Annotated in this window: 13 protein-coding genes, 30 tRNA genes and 1 pseudogene; 6 read left to right on the top strand and 38 right to left on the bottom strand. The window is 42.9% G+C overall.

Annotated features, from left to right (window positions below; genetic code table 11):
• Positions 1-197 precede the first annotated feature (197 nt).
• Together RMY31_RS25415 and RMY31_RS25420 are read right to left on the bottom strand one after the other, a co-directional pair.
• Positions 198-596, bottom strand: coding sequence for a TIGR02588 family protein (locus RMY31_RS25415; protein ID WP_409878392.1), 399 nt, complete (start codon positions 594-596; stop codon positions 198-200).
• Positions 593-1,477 (bottom strand): TIGR02587 family membrane protein, encoded by an 885-nt coding sequence (locus RMY31_RS25420; RefSeq protein ID WP_409878394.1) that lies wholly within the window; start codon positions 1,475-1,477, stop codon positions 593-595. The genes RMY31_RS25415 and RMY31_RS25420 overlap by 4 nt, the downstream gene beginning before the upstream one ends.
• 313 nt (positions 1,478-1,790) lie before the next feature.
• Between RMY31_RS25420 and RMY31_RS25425 the strand changes: the two genes are divergently transcribed.
• On the top strand, positions 1,791-1,973 hold the full coding sequence (locus RMY31_RS25425; RefSeq protein ID WP_409878396.1) for a CsbD family protein: 183 nt from the start codon (positions 1,791-1,793) through the stop codon (positions 1,971-1,973).
• Between the two features lie 570 nt (positions 1,974-2,543).
• On the opposite strand, the gene RMY31_RS25430 is transcribed toward RMY31_RS25425, so the two are convergent.
• The 29 genes from RMY31_RS25430 to RMY31_RS25570 form a co-directional block, all read right to left on the bottom strand.
• Positions 2,544-2,626: transfer RNA gene (locus RMY31_RS25430), tRNA-Ser, on the bottom strand.
• Between the two features lie 7 nt (positions 2,627-2,633).
• Positions 2,634-2,707: transfer RNA gene (locus RMY31_RS25435), tRNA-His, on the bottom strand.
• 6 nt (positions 2,708-2,713) lie between these two features.
• Positions 2,714-2,787 (bottom strand) — tRNA-Ala (locus RMY31_RS25440).
• A gap of 5 nt (positions 2,788-2,792) precedes the next feature.
• Positions 2,793-2,869, bottom strand: a tRNA-Ala gene (locus RMY31_RS25445).
• A gap of 5 nt (positions 2,870-2,874) precedes the next feature.
• Positions 2,875-2,948 (bottom strand) — tRNA-Arg (locus RMY31_RS25450).
• Positions 2,949-2,954: 6 nt separating this feature from the next.
• A tRNA-Val gene (locus RMY31_RS25455) sits at positions 2,955-3,098 on the bottom strand.
• A gap of 5 nt (positions 3,099-3,103) precedes the next feature.
• Positions 3,104-3,175: transfer RNA gene (locus tag RMY31_RS25460), tRNA-Gly, on the bottom strand.
• Between the two features lie 9 nt (positions 3,176-3,184).
• A tRNA-Gly gene (locus RMY31_RS25465) sits at positions 3,185-3,255 on the bottom strand.
• Positions 3,256-3,262: 7 nt separating this feature from the next.
• Positions 3,263-3,335, bottom strand: a tRNA-Thr gene (locus tag RMY31_RS25470).
• Positions 3,336-3,342: 7 nt separating this feature from the next.
• Positions 3,343-3,419: transfer RNA gene (locus RMY31_RS25475), tRNA-Met, on the bottom strand.
• Between the two features lie 11 nt (positions 3,420-3,430).
• Positions 3,431-3,503: transfer RNA gene (locus tag RMY31_RS25480), tRNA-Leu, on the bottom strand.
• A gap of 4 nt (positions 3,504-3,507) precedes the next feature.
• Positions 3,508-3,580, bottom strand: a tRNA-Pro gene (locus RMY31_RS25485).
• A 9-nt stretch (positions 3,581-3,589) separates the two neighbouring features.
• Positions 3,590-3,663: transfer RNA gene (locus tag RMY31_RS25490), tRNA-Leu, on the bottom strand.
• A 4-nt stretch (positions 3,664-3,667) separates the two neighbouring features.
• A tRNA-Leu gene (locus tag RMY31_RS25495) sits at positions 3,668-3,741 on the bottom strand.
• Positions 3,742-3,744: 3 nt separating this feature from the next.
• Positions 3,745-3,818 (bottom strand) — tRNA-Pro (locus RMY31_RS25500).
• A gap of 1 nt (position 3,819) precedes the next feature.
• Positions 3,820-3,897 (bottom strand) — tRNA-Leu (locus RMY31_RS25505).
• Between the two features lie 12 nt (positions 3,898-3,909).
• A tRNA-Leu gene (locus tag RMY31_RS25510) sits at positions 3,910-3,986 on the bottom strand.
• Positions 3,987-3,992: 6 nt separating this feature from the next.
• A tRNA-Gln gene (locus RMY31_RS25515) sits at positions 3,993-4,068 on the bottom strand.
• Between the two features lie 3 nt (positions 4,069-4,071).
• A tRNA-Gln gene (locus RMY31_RS25520) sits at positions 4,072-4,144 on the bottom strand.
• A 10-nt stretch (positions 4,145-4,154) separates the two neighbouring features.
• A tRNA-Asn gene (locus RMY31_RS25525) sits at positions 4,155-4,229 on the bottom strand.
• Positions 4,230-4,235: 6 nt separating this feature from the next.
• Positions 4,236-4,310, bottom strand: a tRNA-Phe gene (locus tag RMY31_RS25530).
• 81 nt (positions 4,311-4,391) lie between these two features.
• Positions 4,392-4,466: transfer RNA gene (locus RMY31_RS25535), tRNA-Arg, on the bottom strand.
• Between the two features lie 121 nt (positions 4,467-4,587).
• Positions 4,588-4,677, bottom strand: a tRNA-Ser gene (locus RMY31_RS25540).
• Between the two features lie 4 nt (positions 4,678-4,681).
• A tRNA-Tyr gene (locus tag RMY31_RS25545) sits at positions 4,682-4,764 on the bottom strand.
• 7 nt (positions 4,765-4,771) lie between these two features.
• Positions 4,772-4,844, bottom strand: a tRNA-Glu gene (locus tag RMY31_RS25550).
• Between the two features lie 91 nt (positions 4,845-4,935).
• A tRNA-Trp gene (locus RMY31_RS25555) sits at positions 4,936-5,007 on the bottom strand.
• 2 nt (positions 5,008-5,009) lie between these two features.
• A tRNA-Met gene (locus RMY31_RS25560) sits at positions 5,010-5,085 on the bottom strand.
• A gap of 10 nt (positions 5,086-5,095) precedes the next feature.
• Positions 5,096-5,168: transfer RNA gene (locus RMY31_RS25565), tRNA-Cys, on the bottom strand.
• A gap of 83 nt (positions 5,169-5,251) precedes the next feature.
• A tRNA-Asp gene (locus tag RMY31_RS25570) sits at positions 5,252-5,325 on the bottom strand.
• Between the two features lie 484 nt (positions 5,326-5,809).
• Here RMY31_RS25570 and RMY31_RS25575 point away from each other — a divergent pair.
• The gene (locus RMY31_RS25575) at positions 5,810-6,658 is read left to right on the top strand and encodes a polysaccharide deacetylase family protein (RefSeq protein WP_409878398.1); all 849 of its coding nucleotides are present in this window, start codon (positions 5,810-5,812) and stop codon (positions 6,656-6,658) included.
• 33 nt (positions 6,659-6,691) lie between these two features.
• Here RMY31_RS25575 and RMY31_RS25580 read toward each other — a convergent pair whose 3' ends face one another.
• The 3 genes and pseudogenes from RMY31_RS25580 to RMY31_RS25590 form a co-directional block, all read right to left on the bottom strand.
• The gene (locus tag RMY31_RS25580) at positions 6,692-7,108 is read right to left on the bottom strand and encodes an alr0857 family protein (protein ID WP_409878400.1); all 417 of its coding nucleotides are present in this window, start codon (positions 7,106-7,108) and stop codon (positions 6,692-6,694) included.
• A gap of 16 nt (positions 7,109-7,124) precedes the next feature.
• Positions 7,125-7,632, bottom strand: a pseudogene (locus RMY31_RS25585) (HNH endonuclease).
• A gap of 114 nt (positions 7,633-7,746) precedes the next feature.
• On the bottom strand, positions 7,747-7,995 hold the full coding sequence (locus RMY31_RS25590; RefSeq protein WP_409878402.1) for a hypothetical protein: 249 nt from the start codon (positions 7,993-7,995) through the stop codon (positions 7,747-7,749).
• A 70-nt stretch (positions 7,996-8,065) separates the two neighbouring features.
• Here RMY31_RS25590 and RMY31_RS25595 point away from each other — a divergent pair, with 70 nt between their 5' ends.
• The 3 genes from RMY31_RS25595 (at position 8,066) to RMY31_RS25605 (ending at position 11,877) form a co-directional block, all read left to right on the top strand.
• Positions 8,066-8,401 (top strand): hypothetical protein, encoded by a 336-nt coding sequence (locus RMY31_RS25595; RefSeq protein WP_011321131.1) that lies wholly within the window; start codon positions 8,066-8,068, stop codon positions 8,399-8,401.
• 848 nt (positions 8,402-9,249) lie between these two features.
• Positions 9,250-11,268 carry a GAF domain-containing protein gene (locus tag RMY31_RS25600; RefSeq protein ID WP_322666277.1) on the top strand — a complete coding sequence of 673 codons (2,019 nt, stop codon included), beginning with the start codon at positions 9,250-9,252 and terminating at the stop codon, positions 11,266-11,268.
• A gap of 9 nt (positions 11,269-11,277) precedes the next feature.
• Positions 11,278-11,877, top strand: a complete 600-nt coding sequence (locus RMY31_RS25605) for an SRPBCC family protein (RefSeq protein ID WP_322666275.1) — start codon at positions 11,278-11,280, stop codon at positions 11,875-11,877.
• Positions 11,878-11,976: 99 nt separating this feature from the next.
• On the opposite strand, the gene RMY31_RS25610 is transcribed toward RMY31_RS25605, so the two are convergent.
• Both RMY31_RS25610 and RMY31_RS25615 read right to left on the bottom strand, forming a co-directional pair.
• Positions 11,977-12,049 (bottom strand) — tRNA-Glu (locus RMY31_RS25610).
• Between the two features lie 7 nt (positions 12,050-12,056).
• Positions 12,057-12,218: a hypothetical protein gene (locus RMY31_RS25615; protein WP_322666273.1), complete on the bottom strand. Its 162-nt coding sequence runs from the start codon at positions 12,216-12,218 to the stop codon at positions 12,057-12,059.
• A gap of 483 nt (positions 12,219-12,701) precedes the next feature.
• Between RMY31_RS25615 and RMY31_RS25620 the strand changes: the two genes are divergently transcribed.
• Positions 12,702-14,621 (top strand): cation:proton antiporter, encoded by a 1,920-nt coding sequence (locus tag RMY31_RS25620; protein WP_322666271.1) that lies wholly within the window; start codon positions 12,702-12,704, stop codon positions 14,619-14,621.
• 72 nt (positions 14,622-14,693) lie between these two features.
• Here RMY31_RS25620 and RMY31_RS25625 read toward each other — a convergent pair whose 3' ends face one another.
• Complete coding sequence (locus RMY31_RS25625) at positions 14,694-15,314, bottom strand: cytochrome b N-terminal domain-containing protein (protein WP_322666266.1); 621 nt, start codon at positions 15,312-15,314, stop codon at positions 14,694-14,696.
• A gap of 100 nt (positions 15,315-15,414) precedes the next feature.
• Positions 15,415-16,110 (bottom strand): lipase, encoded by a 696-nt coding sequence (locus RMY31_RS25630; protein WP_322666264.1) that lies wholly within the window; start codon positions 16,108-16,110, stop codon positions 15,415-15,417.
• Positions 16,111-16,549 lie beyond the last annotated feature (439 nt).

The raw sequence follows: 16,549 nt of genomic DNA on the forward strand, positions 1-16,549 counted from the left end.
TTAGATTAACAAATTTTTACCGCGTATTACATGGAAACATAAATTTTCTACTTTTACTATTTTTGCAAAGTATAAAATGGATATTTGCTTTGTGAAGCATAATGTGAGCTAAAAGCCCATTTTTTCATTCAAGTCACAGTAAGTAATAATTTTGCTTTCACATTTTTATCCGTACATACATTAATTACGAATTATTATTAGGGTGATTTATAGCTAGAGACGCGCAGAGTTAACTTACCTTGCCGAGGATTTTTACTAAAAACAAATGCACCTTCTTCTTTTTCGCCACGGGATAAAAAATCAATTTGTTGCTCTCCTGTTTCTGCTACTTTGTCGTCAATCTGTAACTCAGCCACGATCTGAACTGACTCAGCTGTTTCTCCTCCAGTATTGATGACTTCAAAGGGAACATAAAATTGTCCCTCAATTTCTCTAACACTTTTATTAGTGACAGAAAGGACTGGAGGTTCATGTTTATCTTCAAGCCAAGTGTAGATTACTAATCCCACAATTACTGCTAGGATAAGTGAGGCAGTGCTGAATGTTACCCACTCCGCAGGCGATCGCTCTGGTTTTTGTTCTTGTGTTTTAGTCATATTGCTAATCTACCAGCTGCACCACCAATAGTTGCAGGTAAACCCAGCACTAAAGTATGCTCTAACCACATCGTCCAAGGATCGTCAAAAGTTATCTTTTGAAAGAACCACAGCATAAAAGCACCTGCTAGTAAGGATAATAAGTAAGACATAATAGTCTCGCTTGATGGTCGTTGGAAAATTCCTTGCTGCTGTCTGCGTTTTTGCTGGTCTGAAAAGCCTGCCTGAAATACAATCCCATAGGATATCACCAAAGATGCGGCGATAATTGCCAAAAGCCAAGGTGGTGAAACAGCGGCTGCTAGCATGGGAATTTCATCAGTTGGGGCAATGTTAAATGCAATTACAGTTGCACCAATTAGGGTTGCACCCATGTCAGAAAGGGTGGCATGTAACTCGCTCTGATTGTGCTTGGCGGTATTTGCCTGATAACTTGCTTGTACTTCAGCATTAGTGTTACTGGTGTCTCCTAAGAATTGGTTGGCTAATGCTACACCAAGGGTAAAGGGTACACTTTCAAAAATAATTTTACCTAAGATTTCTCTGAGAGAAGTTTCAAATGTTAATTCTCGCAATAATAGTAGCACCAAGGTAGAACAAACTAGACCGATCGCGATTGCTTCTACTGTATCTATTAATGCTTCATAATTTCGCAAATTACGTCTACGTTTACGAAAGCCTTCTGTCTGGTTGAGTAAGAAAACCGCGATAAACATTAATGCGATCGCCGTCATTATTTGTCTCGGTTCGGCGAGTGAGCCAATCCACCAAACCTCCATAGTATAAAGCAACGGTATTCCAAATAAAAAACCTCCACAAGCACCCCGAATAATGTCATTTATCTCTCTCGCCCAGACATTTTTCTTATACTTTGTTGCCACTTTTGATGTTTTCCTTGTAAATGAAATTTGCCTTTTGTTAACGTAGACGCGCAGGGACTTGCCCCAGGCTACTGCAAAGAACGCATAGACACGTACTGTAAAGCAGAACCTGAAGATAATGATTGTAAGTATAAAACTTGCTTAATTAAACGTTTGCTTTTAAAGATATCTTACCATTTTATAACGCATCTATCTTAAGTTGTTAGATGCTTGAAAATTTAATACGTCCAATTATAGATATAAAAAATCTACTTTCCTGGTATCTTGTTTTTGGGTAAAATCTTTCAGTAACTTAAAGGTAAAATATAAAACTATGAGCATCGAAAAAAGAGTAGAAGCTACTGCAAAAAACATCGAAGGTAAAGTTCAAGAAGTAGTTGGGGAAGTAACTGGTAATCCAGCAGACAAAGTGGAAGGACAAGACAAGCAAGCTGAAGCTCAAGTTATTCATACTACAGAAAACATCAAAGATGAAGTGAAGAAGATTATAGAATAGTTTAGATTAGTCTAGGTAGAATCTTCAGGAGCTATGACGGTTCATACAGTTTCAAGATGCTTTAGCATTAGTAAAAAATTATAAATCACTCCTGTTTTTAATAAATAGGAGTGATTTTATTTGTTGTTAATGAGAAAAGGTTAGATTATAATAGAGAATTATCATGAGAGCATCGCACAGAACGATTCTCAAGAGTGCCTAACTAAATAGGACTTTACACTTGTAATTCAAAGCTACTGTAACAGGCAAGTAATAGCTAAAATACTGTGTGTTGCCTGCTATAACCTCAGTTAGTTAAGTTTGACACAGTGGCAATTTACATCTAGGCGCTATCACCACTCCGAACCTACCTTAAACTTTGTAACTTCATAAAAGTGCGTTCGCTACCGTGGCAATCTAAGTTATCTGACTTACGGAAGGTTGTTACATTCCGGTACAATCTCAGTCACTGGGGATTCTAGATAAAGTCGAACTACAACAGTTGAGTTGTTAATCCACCAGGGAGGTACTGCCCCTCCTATCTCTGCCTTATCAGTACAGCGCCTCGCTTTTCGGCTTCAGGTGGATAGGCGGAAGATGGAGGAATCGAACCCCTACAGTTACCCATACCCTGGTTTTCAAGACCAGTTGCCGTCCATTCAGCAGCATCTTCCATTCAGGGGTGCCTGACGGGAGTTGAACCCGCTATAACTGGTTCCACAAACCAGCGCCTCGACCACTTTGGCTTCAGACACCATCAGTGGAATCAATGGGAATTGAACCCATGACCTCCTGCTTGCAAGGCAGGCGCTCTAGCCAACTGAGCTATGACCCCATATTTGGTGGATACTGGTCGGAATCGAACCGACATCCTTCTAACAGCCAGTTAGACGCTTTACCAGTTAAGCTACAGACCCATAGGCGGGAGTGGTAGGACTCGAACCCACAACTTTCGAGGTAGAAGCTCGAAGCTCTATTCCATTGAGCTACACTCCCAATATTTGGTAGTCCTGGCAGGAATCGTAGACGCGTTCGCGAAGCGTTCTCGAAGAGTAGCGGCTTCCCGTTCGCCGTTAGGCGTTCCCGAAGGGTACCTACAACCCTTTACTTGTAGGGCAATTGCTCTACCGTTGAAGCTACAGGACTACGTAAGCGAGTGGCGAGACTTGAACTCGCACACTGAATGTGGCGCACTCAGATGCTACCGACTACATCACACCCGCAAAAATCAGAGCGGACGGCGAGATTTGAACTCGCACGAAGACGGTGGAAACGTCTCATGCTACCGTTACATCACACCCGCATTCTGAAGCTGGTAACAGGAGTTGAACCTGCAACCTACTGATTACAAGTCAGTTGCTCTGCCAATTGAGCTACACCAGCACTATTTTGGTGACGGGAGCAGGAGGCGAACCTGCCGATATTCAGGTTATGCAGCTCAACGAGCTACTGTTGCTCCATCCCCGCGATTTCACCAATACCCCTGACTGGATTTGAACCAGCAACCTCTTCGTTCTAAGCGAAGCGCCTCTTCCGTTGGGCTACAAGGGCAAAATCTGAGTGGTAGGGATTGAACCTACGACCTTGAGTTCCCGAAACTCCTGCGCTCCCAACTGCGCCACACCCAGATATTTTGATACTCCCGACAGGATTTGAACCTGCAAAAAACTAGATCCTCGGTCTAGTGCGTCTTCCATTCCGCCACGAGAGCTTAGTACCCCTGACAGGATTTGAACCTGCAAAATCTGGACTTTGATTCCAGCACGTATGCCAGTTCCGTCACAGGGGCGTATCGGGGTGGCAGGATTTGAACCCGCGACATCCTGCTCCCAAAGCAGGCGCGCTACCAAGCTGCGCTACACCCCGTTGGTACTCCTGGTGGGACTCGAACCCACAATCAAACAGATTTTAAGTCTGCCGCCTCTTCCAATTGGGCCACAGGAGCAAGTTTTAGATTTGGTACTCCTGGTGGGAATCGAACCCACAACTTACCGTTTTTGAGACGGCAGCCTCTTCCAGTTGGGCTACAGGAGCAAGATTTGGCAGCCCCGCCAGGACTCGAACCTGGAATCTCCGCCTTCAAAGGGCGCGATGTTGCCAATTACACTACAGGGCTGTATTGCCAGGGCAGGGTTTGAACCTGCAACCTCATCGTTCAGAGCGATGCGACTTCCCAATTCGTCCACCCGGCAATGAAATAAATGGCTGCCTCAGTAGGACTCGAACCTACAACCTCGCGGTTAACAGCCGCTGGCTCTACCATTGAGCTACAAGGCAACGCAGCCCCCCAGGTCGGAATCGAACCGACGACCTCCTGTTCTTCAGACAGGCGCTAACTACCAACTGAGCTACCGGGGGATAAAGAGGAGAGATGGGTCTTACCCCGTGGACTGGTTTAATTCGACCTGAATCAGCCACTCCAGCATCTCTCCCATCTAACGAGAGCGGAGGGATTTGAACCCTCACGTCTTCAGTTTCGTAGACTGAGATGTTATCCAGTTACACCACGCTCTCAAAAGGGACTGGGGACTAGGGATTAGAGACAAGGCAGACAAGGTATACAAGGAAGTAATAGTAACATCTCCCTCATCTCCCTCATCGCTTACTCAACACTCAGTACTCAGCACTTTTAAGGCGGAGAGAGAGGGATTTGAACCCTCGACGGGTATTAACTACCCGCTTCCTCTTAGCAGGAGGATGCTTTTAGCCACTCAGCCACCTCTCCACAGTGGGTCGAGCAGGATTTGAACCTGCGCGCAAAATAGAACAGTTTTACAGACTGTCGCCTTCAACCAGACTCGGCCACCGACCCAGAATAATTCCCCCGACGGGATTTGAACCCGCAATCTCTGCTTTGAAAGAACAGCGACTTAAACCGTTCGTCCACGGGGGCATGATTGACGAAATTTTAGATTTTAGATTTTGGATTTGAAATTAAATTTTTCAATCTAAAATCGGCAATCCAAAATCCAAAATTGTGTGACGCAGGGACTAGGATTTGAACCCAGAACATCGGATTTGGAGTCACGAGGTGTTGCCGTTACACCATCCCTGCATTGGTGGCAGCGGTGGGATTTGCACCCACATCAACCAGGGTATGAACCTGGTGCTTTTCTAATTAAGCTACGCTGCGATCGCACCAAAGGCTGAGGTGAGATTTGAACTCACGATGTCGGTTTTGCAGACCAATGCCTTCGACCGCTTGGCTACTCAGCCATTTAGAAGCCTCGACGGGAGTTGCACCCGCTTCTCTGTGCTTGAGAGGCACAGCGACTTATCTAGTCGTCCACAAGGCTACACGGGAGTAACGAGACTTGAACTCGCAACCTATCGCTCGACAGACGATCGCTCTAGCCACTTGAGCTATACCCCCATGTTTGATATCTGTGCCCAATTTTTTGGCTTTTAGGCACAGATTGTTGGTGAACTTGCCCATTATTTAGTTTTCAAGGTTCGGAAAAACTACTTTTAACTGTTAGGAACTATTAGCAAAATAACCGACGCTCTAAGTAATAAACCTGTTGTGTATTACTGATGTATTCGGTTGCTTTTACCTTTGCAAATTTAGAACTTTTTTCGTTTCTTGTTTCTACTTCAGATGGTTTGGAAGTAGATGGAGCTTTGCTACCCCTGCGTTTGTGTACTACTTGTATGTAGAACATGACTTTAACCCTTGAGAAGCTTTGTCTTTGTCTTACTACATTTATACTACATAAATACTACATAAGATGTCAAGGGGTTTGGGAAAAATTTTTTGAAATTGTCTGAAAGTGTTTCTGAGCTTAGGATGTAGGTTATTAATCTCTCTAGGGGGCAAAACTACAGCTTATGATCGAGCGAGTTTTTGGAAACCTGATGTGACAAACAACCTTAAGCGACAAAGGATAATTGGTATTGTGGCGATCGCCTTTTCTGTAACAGCTTGTAGTATTAACCCAGGCAAGCTTCCACAGTTGAAGACTGACGTGCTAACAAGTCAACTCCATACTCTACAAATTCCAGATCATCCAGCAAACAGCAAAGACAATTCCCAATTATTACCATCAGCCAAAGTAGGAAACCTATCTTTTGCTGCACCAAATAAATTTCAGGGAAAAACAGTTTATCAGGTGCATCCTGGTAGCAATGAAAAAGTTATTGCCCTAACTATTGATGATGGCCCTTGGCAAAACACAACCTCACAAATGCTGGATATCCTCAAGCAAAATGATGTGAAAGCGACATTCTTTTGGGTAGGACAAGCCTTACAAGCCAATCCCGAACTTGCCAAGCGAGAGATAGCCGAAGGACATGCGATCGGCAACCATACTTGGCATCATTGGTATCGGCATATGGACGAAGCCACAGCCAAAAGTGAAATTGAACGCACAGCCGACCTAATTTACAAAACCACAGGAGTGAAAACTTATTTGTTTCGTCCGCCTGGAGGCGTTTTAAACAACGGACTAGCTGCTTACGCTAAAACTCAGAAAAAAACTGTAGTTCTGTGGTCGCTAACTTCAGCTGATACCGATCCTCACGCCAAACCGCAAGCATTTGTGAACAATGTTCTTAAAGGCGCAAAACCTGGTGCCATTGTTTTAATGCACGATGGTGGCGGCGATCGCCAAAGAACCGTAAAGGCTTTGCCACAAATCATCACCGGACTTAAACAGCAAGGCTACCGATTCGTGACAATTCCCGAACTACTAAAAATAGGGCCATAAAGGGTGAGAATTAGACTCACCTTACTCTTTTGTTTATTCGCTCATGACAGAAGCGCAAGCTTGCGCCTCCTGCCAAAGTTTGTGTAACAAGAACTCAGCGCGTGAAGCAAAGCTGTCGCCGTTAGGCGAATTGCTCATCGTGGTGACAAACACACCCTCAGCATCCTCAGAACCATCTGATAGCCAAGAACCCCGCAGGGTGACTTCTAGATACTCAACATCGCAAGCACACAGAGCAATGATTTCGCTGTCATCTCGTTTCACCTCAGCCTTGAGCAAATCTACCCCTGGTAAATCAACAGGCAGCAAAAAGGAAGCAGTGCTAGGTTCAATGCACAGACTTTGCCCAACTCGCAGTGCCAAAATCACTCGCTGTGCCACCCATTCCTCTAGCGACTGAGTGAGACACTCTAAATAAAAGCTCCCTTCGGTATAAGTTAATTTCAGCATTCCTTATGCTCTCCTGTTATTCCAGGTTTGCTTGCACATTTATCCAGAACTGTTCGGCCAAAGAAATCGCCTGGTAGATTAATGCCTTTAGCGCTTTTTGCAGTTGCATACCAGCTTCAAATAGGGTACGGTCGTCTTTACGGGAGTTACATCTTTCACAAGCTGTGACTAAGTTATCCCAAGTGTGTGAGCCGCCTTTAAGCTCGCAAAACCACACGATCTAGTGTTAGATATTTGCTACTATTGCAATATTGGCAACTGTAATAGTCTTGCGGCAACACTTCCCGCCGATTGACTGGCGGAACTTTTCACATACGCTCACTAGAAGCAATTTTCAAGTGAATATGTTTTGGTACATCTATTAGTAAGCTAGGTGAGTGAACTTACCATCCGCTTTGCGTCAGGAAACCTAACGCTTCAGCCTTGTTTGTTATTAACAATACAATTGCTTGCTTGATATTAACCTGACATAATGGCAAGTAATTTTGCGAAAAAACCACCATAGATTGCTCTAACACTTGCATTAATTTCGCGCAGCATATCGAAGATGTCGTCACAGCTTCACTCCTTATAAAGAAACCCCCGCTTCTGGCTCAGGTGAAGCGGGGGTTAGAAATTGACCGAAATATTTTCTGGTCTTATATCGGTACAGTATTCCTTCGTCTGTACCTCCCGCTTCTTTCATATAGTTGTGGTTTTACATTCAGCGCGCCAATGTTGAGATATCTAAAATCATAATTACCCTCTGTGAGTTGCCGATGGATTTGGCTCCCATCGCCCATAAATAAATACTCCACTCCCGCAGCTGCTGATTCCCAACTGGCTCGGCAGTTGGTAGCAAGCAAAGAAGTAGAGATGGGGTAAATGGATATCACAGAAAATTTCACCTATTGAACATTCCTTTAAACATACTACACTTGTATTACTATCCTGTCCATACTTTAAGGAGAAAAAGTTATGCATACAATCGCTCGCACCCCAACCACTGACATGGAAGTTACCAGCATTCGCCTAGAGCGAGAACTCAAAGAGAAACTCAAAGAGATAGCAGGTAATCAAGGGTATCAAGCCCTGATCCGAGATATTCTCTGGAATTATGTTCAACAAAAATCAGGTGAGTGGAAACCCCGATTTTCACGAGCCGATATTCGAGCTAGTATAGCTGCCACTGCTCAGCAAGAAGAACGTTGTGTACTAACAGGTCAACTAATTCAACCCCAACAACCGATGTTGCTAGGACTGACAAGGAATGGCGATATGGTTCCTTTGAGTGTCGAGAGTCTGGCTGGATAGCCTTATATTCAAGTGAATGCAGCTCAGTTGCCCTGGTTAGTAACTGGGCTGTATTCATAATTTAGTGTTATTTATTTTGTTTTAAAATTAATTTCAAAAAAGTTATACTATAGTGCTTATATATGGAAAAAAAAGATTTATTCTTTTGGACATTGCAACAAAGAAATAGGGCATATTTGTGACAAACCCCCAGTTGCAGTAAAGGTTTGTTCCCTATCCCCTCATATCTCCATCATCCTATCTCCTTGCCTTACTGTGTAACGGCACTTGACAGATGAAAAACATCGGACTAATAAGCAAATGATTGTAGAGAATAAGGTTAGACAACAAGATCGCAGATAATTTGCTGCGCTACTCAGTCAGGTATCCACATTTTTACTGTAATTCTGCTGTAATAGTATTTAACGTTTAGCAAATCAAATAGAAGATTAGCTTGCTTTATAAAAATTAATGCCAAAAATAATACTAAATTTATAGAATTACCTCAGTAGTAGCACTGAAAAATTTTTGAACTTGCTGCCTCAATTACAGAAGAATTACGGTTTATGTATAGTTACAGACAGGGTATTCTAGGCCAAAGTTAGTAAATCAAGTCTGCATAAGCCACCCAAAGATGAGTTGGCTGAAGCACTTTAATGTATTTTGAATATTTTAATACCTATGTATAAATTGGTTTAATATACCAATATCTTGGTCATCCATATAAAAAAAGGCTACAACAGGTAAAAGCAAAGTCTTAATACAAAGATTTGTAATTCCTCAGGTGGAACAACACCACTAAAAGTGAAGAATATGCCAAGAAGTTGGGTGCAAAATAAATGGGGTCATTATCTAAGAGCGTGCCAGGAATGAAAAATCATTTATCACTGCCGCCACAGTGCCCGGATGACCTAGAGCGACTACAACCATACCCAGTCAAGCTGATGCAGCATCAGGAAGAACTAGCCCACCAGTTGGCACAAAAGATTAACCACATCATTGCCAATACGTCAGCAACGGCACTGATGCTGCAAGAGATTGCCCAATTGTTGGGAGTTGCCTCTCAAGTTGATTGCTGCCTAGTTACAGTTACGGATGAAGCATCAGTCGAACCAACTACTGCTAACTGGTGTTCTAATGAATATCTAGGAATGCCGCACCTTAACGAGATGTTCCCGATGGAACAGTTGCTAATGGACTGGCGAGTATTGCAATGTGGAGCTGAAACTTTAACTATTGAAGATATTTCAACGATTCAAAACAGTTTGGTAGTTGGATGTCAATACTTACCATTGCCGATCAAAGCTGTGTTAGCTATTCCTACCCGTTTCGCAGGAAAAAATAATGGCGTGATTAGTCTGATCAAGTTCCAACCCCATGACTGGAGTGAGTCAGAAAAACAACTCCTAAAAGCGGTGGAGTCGTCTTGCGCGATCGCTTTCTCTCAAGTGGCACAAGCACAGTTGATTGCTACTCAACAGCAGTATTTGCAAAAGACCAACCAACATCAAAGCTTGATCAAGCAATTGACAATACTCAGTCGTACTAACTTGGAGATCAATCAAATGCTCCAGTTGGCGATCGCTTCTACTGCCGAATCTCTACAAGCAGATCGGGGTTTGCTCATACTCCTGAAATATACAGATCCCCTATTTAGGATTCAATCCAAAAAACAAATTCCTAATGCCAAAGCTACTGTTGTTGGCGAATGGAATCGGGAATCACAAACTAGTACTACTAGTAGACCAGACAGCTTAGAGAAGTCATTTTCACTTGCAGATTGTGGTTTATGCCAGCGTGTGTTCACAGATTCTGGAAAACCAGTAATCATTAATGACTATACAGACTTACAGGATACATCGACAGTTGCACCCTTGTTTGCAGTTGAGGCATTGCCTGCGGTATTGTTAATGCCGTTAGAAAATCAAGGCAAAGTTTTAGGATTCCTAGTACTACAGCAAGCTGTTGCTCGCAGTTGGCAAGTAGCAGAATTAAATCTTGTGGAAATGGTCTGTGCCCAAGTGAGCAATGCCATAATTCAGTCACAGACATTGCGGCAGGTACAAACTGTGGTAGATGAGCGGACGGCAAAACTCAAAAGCAGTCTGGAACTCCAAGCAAAATTGCATGAAAGAACACGGCAATATGTAGAGCAGCTGCGGGAACTTAACGAACTCAAAGACGAGTTTCTGAGCAATATGAGCGATCGCCTGCGCTACCCGCTTACAAATATGCTGATGTCGATCAAAAATTTACGTCGGCCGGGAGTCACACCAGAGCGTCAGTCCACATACCTGAATATCCTAGAGCAAGAATGTACTAAAGAAATAAATTTAATTAATGACTTGTTGACACTACAAAAATTAGAGTCTCACCAAGAATCTCCTCAGTTTGAAATTATTGATTTAAATACTAAAATTCAGGAGTTAGGGTCATCCTTTGAGAGAAGACTGGTAGATAAAGGATTAAGCATAACCGTAGATTTACCACAGGAACCGTTAAAACTACAAACTGAACTAGAAAGTTTTGACCGCATCCTCCAAGAATTATTAAATAACGCATCTACATACTCGGAACGTGACAGTATCGTTCACTTGGAAGCCACTCACCAAGTTGAGCAACTTGCCGATCGAGTTATGATTAAAGTGACTAACACAGGACGTGGCATCTCAGAAGAAGAGGCGACCTACATTTTTGATAGGTTCCGTCGCGGTAGAGGAGGACGCTGGACACCTGGGACTGGCTTGGGACTTGCTTTAGTCAAGTCCTTAGTACAGCATCTCAACGGGTCAATTTCCGTTGAAAGTATTCCCATCTTAGATTCCCAACTGAGCAAAATTTGCTTCACTCTCACTCTGCCTCAATTTTCTGACGAAAGTAAACCATAATTGGCGAAAGTGACTGAACAATACAACACCACAGAGGATCTCGATCTCATCGCCGCTGGTGAGGACACAAACCTAGAAGACAATTTGGCTGCTAATGTAAATAATTTGCCATCTGTAGCAGTTGAAATTGAGAAAATAGCAGAGCGACAGCGGCAAATTACTGCTAAGGTGCAAATTCCCCAACCAGTTGAACCAATCTGGAGGGTGCTTACAGATTATGAAGCCTTAGCTGACTTTATACCCAACCTAGCCAAAAGTCGTCTGCTTGAACATCCTAAAGGTGGTATTCGACTCGAACAAATCGGTTCTCAGCGCTTACTCAATTTCAACTTTTGTGCGCGTGTGGTTTTGGATTTGGTAGAAAATTTCCCCAAAGAAATTAATTTCCAGATGGTAGAGGGAGATTTTAAAGGCTTTTCTGGTAGCTGGTATCTAGAGCCTTATTTCCTCGGTGAGTGTATCGGAACTAATCTCTGCTATACCATCCAAATCTGGCCGAAACTCACCATGCCAGTGACAATTATTGAACGTCGCCTCAGCAAAGATTTGCGTTTAAATCTTTTAGCTATTCACCAACGTGTTGAGCAATTAGCTAATCAAAATTCCTAATGTTTATCTGCCTTTGCTTCAAAAATCTTCTTGAGGTGAAGGCTAAGTTCTCATAAACAAATATTACTCTGCTTTTTGATTTATTTTTCATTTTTTAAGTACCCCCAGGGGAATTCGAATCCCCGTTACCTCCGTGAAAGGGAGGTGTCCTAGGCCTCTAGACGATGGGGGCATCAGACTCAGACCTTATATAAGTTAACGAATTTTCCCGCTGATGTCAACAGCTTTTGCCAAGAAAGTTTGAGTGGAAGTTCAACACGTTGTTGATAAAAGCGATCGCCATCAGAATCAAATAAGCTCTCGTCTTTGAACTGAAACTGTGGGGGCACAGCGAAAGACATACATAGTAACCCTAAATTATTTGTGAAATCTTGCGTATGGACTGTTTGTTGAACACCAGTTGATACCCTTGCGGAAAACCGCGCAGAGTGCGTCTACAAGTTGCCAAAGCTGCCCATAGAGTACCTTGGAAATCAACTTAACACAGTATCTTGCCAAAGCACTAACTCCTGTTGATTGTCAGCACTTCTTTTTTGATAACTGACATAGGACTGCTATCTCTTTGACTATGATTTTTAGATAATTGCAAACTCAAATATACTTCGCTATCTTGGGTTGATACCACGTATCTAAAAGAGTGCTTTTAATTTCTACCTAGACACCGCTATTTCTTCCAAGCTAGCAAAATTGAGTATTATAAATAACTAAGTATGAAAAAAAGTTTGAATTTAGCAAAGACAAAGGGTGTGATGTTGTACCCTTTAGAGGTAATATTTACTCTTCTTTACAAAAGATTTTGAAATATATCGCTCAAAATCTACAACATGGAAGCATCTTTTGAAATCACCCTACAAATGGCGGTCGCTGTTTTTGCAGGGATTAGCGCCCAAGTGCTGGCTGCATACTTGCGCGTACCTAGTATTGTGTTGTTGCTGCTAATAGGCATTCTGCTTGGCTCTGATGGCATTGGGTTTTTGCACCCCCACTTGCTAGGCACAGGACTAGAGGTCATTGTTGCTCTAGCGACGGCAATAATTTTATTTGAAGGCGGACTCAACTTGGATCTGCGAGAGTTGGGTAGAGTTTCTGTTAGCCTGCAATTACTCGTCACCTTGGGAACGCTAATCACACTGCTTGGCGGTAGCATGGCAGCTCACTGGTTGGGTGAATTTCCTTGGAATATAGCTTTTCTCTATGCTTCTATAGTTGTGGTGACAGGGCCAACTGTGGTCAGTCCTCTGCTTAAACAAATCAATGTGGATCGACAAGTGGCAACGCTTTTGGAAGGGGAAGGGGTTTTAATCGATCCAGTGGGAGCTATCCTTGCCTTCGTTGTTCTTGACACCATTATGAATGGCGATACCGATCCCATTAACGCCATTATCGGGTTACTTATGCGTTTGGGAATTGGTGGAGCAATTGGTGGAATAGGCGGCTATTTGATGAGCTTGATTTTCAAACGCGCTCATTTTCTGTCATTCGAGTTAAAAAACTTAGTGGTGCTGGCAATACTTTGGGGTTTGTTTTGTTGGGCGCAAACGATCCGCAGTGAATCGGGTGTGATGACAACAGTAGTTGCAGGAGCGGTATTTGCCAATTCCTCCGTGCCAGAAGAACGCCTATTGCGAAGCTTTAAAGGTCAGTTAACAATTCTCAGCGTTTCTGTACTATTCATCCTGCTAGCAGCGGACTTATCAATCGCTAGTGTGTTTGCCTTGGGTTGGGGCAGTTTATTTACCGTTTTAGTACTGATGTTTGTCGTTCGCCCGATTAACATCCTATTGTGTACCTGGAACAGCGATCTCAATTGGCGACAAAAATTGTTTTTAAGCTGGGTTGCTCCTAGAGGAATTGTTTCTGCCTCTGTTGCTTCTTTATTTGCAATTTTACTCACACAGCGAGGCATTAACGGTGGTGATGCCATCAAGGCTTTAGTCTTTTTGACGATTATCATGACAGTTGTCTGTCAAGGGTTAACAGCTGGCTGGGTTGCTAACTGGCTACAAATCACTTCTAAAGAAGCTACTGGAGCAGTAATTGTAGGTTGTAATCCCTTGAGTCTGTTAATTGCCCGATTCTTTCAAGAACGGGGAGAAAACGTCGTCATGATTGATACTGACCCAGAATGTTTTTCTCAAGCAGAAGCTCAAAATCTGCGGGTGATATCCAGCAGTGCCCTTGATGCTGCTGTTTTGGAAGAAGCGGGGCTTGCTTCTATGGGTACTTTTTTGGCGATGACGAGTAATGGTGAGGTAAATTTTGTCTTAGCTCAACGGGCTGCTGAGGAATTTCATCCGCCGCGTGTCTTAGCGGTTTTTCCTCGCGATCCACAAGCGGCTGTAGGTTCAAATAATAAGGTTAATCAAGCTTTTGCTACAGATTTAGCAATTAAGACTTGGAACGAGTACCTCAATGATGGGCGGGTCAAGTTAGGCACAACCACACTGGATGAAGTTGAATTTTCTAATCAAATAGATCGTATCCAGGAAAAGATTCGGGCTGGGGTGCTAGCACCTTTGTTGCTAGAACGAGAAGAACGCTTACAAATAATGCCAGCAAACCAAGAGTGGGAAGTAGGCGATCGGATTATCTACTTACTATATGACCCCAGACCTAACCTTTTAAAACGTTTATCTGGCGCTAGCCAGTCTACTCCTTTGTCTCTAGAAAGGTTACCAGAATTGGAAGAAGTGCCTCTAGCCAAGTTGGCTCAACTTTCCGTTAGTGATGTTCCTGGTGGGTGAGGAAGAGGGCAAAGAAAGAAGGGGGAAAATTATTAAATCCTCACTCTTGTAGAGACGCGATTAATCACGTCTCTACTCAGCACTCAGAACTTTTTTGGGCGCTTCTTGATACATTTCTTTTTCCTGCCACAGTAATGCTGATAAATGCACTACAGCCAAAAGAATGGCAGCAATGGAAATCAGGTAGTTGTGTATGCTGTACATGTGTTGGACAGTAACGCTGCTGATTGCTCCACCGCCTGTTAAGATGTCTCGCAGTTGGGAACCAATCAAAGGAATTGCTTCAATATTTCCTAGCTCAATGTTAAAACGCCAGTATCCTTCTTGATCCCAAGATAAAATCATCGCTGTCCAATCTAGGGCGATCGCATTTAGGGTAAATAAAATCCCGCTCACCCAAGCAATCAGCCAACTCTTGCGAAATTGCCGACTTAAAAACATTGCCACAATCTGAATGAGGGCGATCGCAATTACTGCGTTACCAGCAATATCGTGCGCTCTGTGGAACAGCCACCCATAAGTTACCTCTGTATCAATCATTCTCAATGAATGATAAGCGCCACCTGCTGTTGGTTCGTAGTAAAAAGACAGTAAAACTCCGGTAGAGACATAAATTAAAGACAAGGTAAGAATCACGACTGAGAGTACAGTCGTTAGTCGCCGCAAAATCCTATCGAACTCGGTGCTTTGCATGGCTGACTCCTCTTAAATTTTTTTAGCTAATCATGTATTTTTATTACAATTTTAACTAAGAAAAATTAAGTTTTTTATTTTTATATAAAAATAAAGTTTTTTAAAGTAAATATTGCGCCCAAGTTTTTAATGGTTCTGGTGAGCCATACCAAGTCCCAGGACTTCTGGGAGAGTGCCTGACACCTTCAATCACAATGTTTTCAGCACCTTCTAAATGAGCAGCGGCAATGGGTGTGATGCCATCTCCCCAAGTGTTACCAGTGCCACAGGTTAATTGATAACTGCTGTAAGCTAACCAGCTACCGCGCCGCCTTTCTCCAAAGATGGTTTTCCCAGCAACACAAACGTAACGGACATTTTGGTAAAAAGCTCCAGGGTAATTATTGTTAACAAAATCTAGAGTTGAGCGCGTCCAGCGTTCTTGGCTGATATGGGGTGTACCTAGAGCGATCAGAGTAGCAACAAAGGGGTGAGCTTTCCAGAGGGATGGTTTTAGTTCACCACGTGCTAAATAAGGTTTTTCTCCCAGGTAAATACGGGAAATCCAGCCTCCTGCTGAGTGACCAATCAAGTTGATTTGAGCAGCGTTACATTCTTGTAATATCTGTTTGACTGTGCGATCGAGTTTCCACAAAATTGGTGTTACTGGTCTTCCACCGAGAGTAGGTATCCAGTCACGCCGTCGCAGCGGTACTGTAATCGTAGGAAACCCCAACTCTTTGAGAGATTGTTCTAATTGGCGATAGGCGATCGCACTTTCTAAATATCCAGGTAAAATAACGGTGGGTAATGGCATTTTTGGGGTTGAGGACTGAGTATTGGGAATTTAAAAATTAAAAGGTAAAAATAAAATATTTTTTTACTTTTGAGGTGTTAGTTCCGCATCTTAAGAAAAGAGCAAAGTTAGCTACAGTTTGCAGCTGGGGTGGTGTGGTACTCTGAACTCAAAGTCCTTTATGTATTACGAAAGTCTGGAAATATATTACAAAACCCTAAGTGACTGAAAAGTAGTTGATTACTCAAACAAATAACTTGAGTAGGCGTAGTCTATGTCTTGAGACTGACGCGATCGCTATAACTAACAACTACTCTAGGTTTCAGTTTTTGTTGTGCATCTCCTCATAAAAATTAAAAGCGATCGTTTCCAGGAGCTACATCAGCAAATGCAATTCAAAAGTGCAATACTGCCTTATTAAAATAAAAACTTCAAAAAAATACAATGTTGCCGTTTTGAG

It is taken from the genome of Dendronalium sp. ChiSLP03b, assembly GCF_034531165.2.
GTDB lineage: Bacteria > Cyanobacteriota > Cyanobacteriia > Cyanobacteriales > Nostocaceae > Dendronalium > Dendronalium minutum.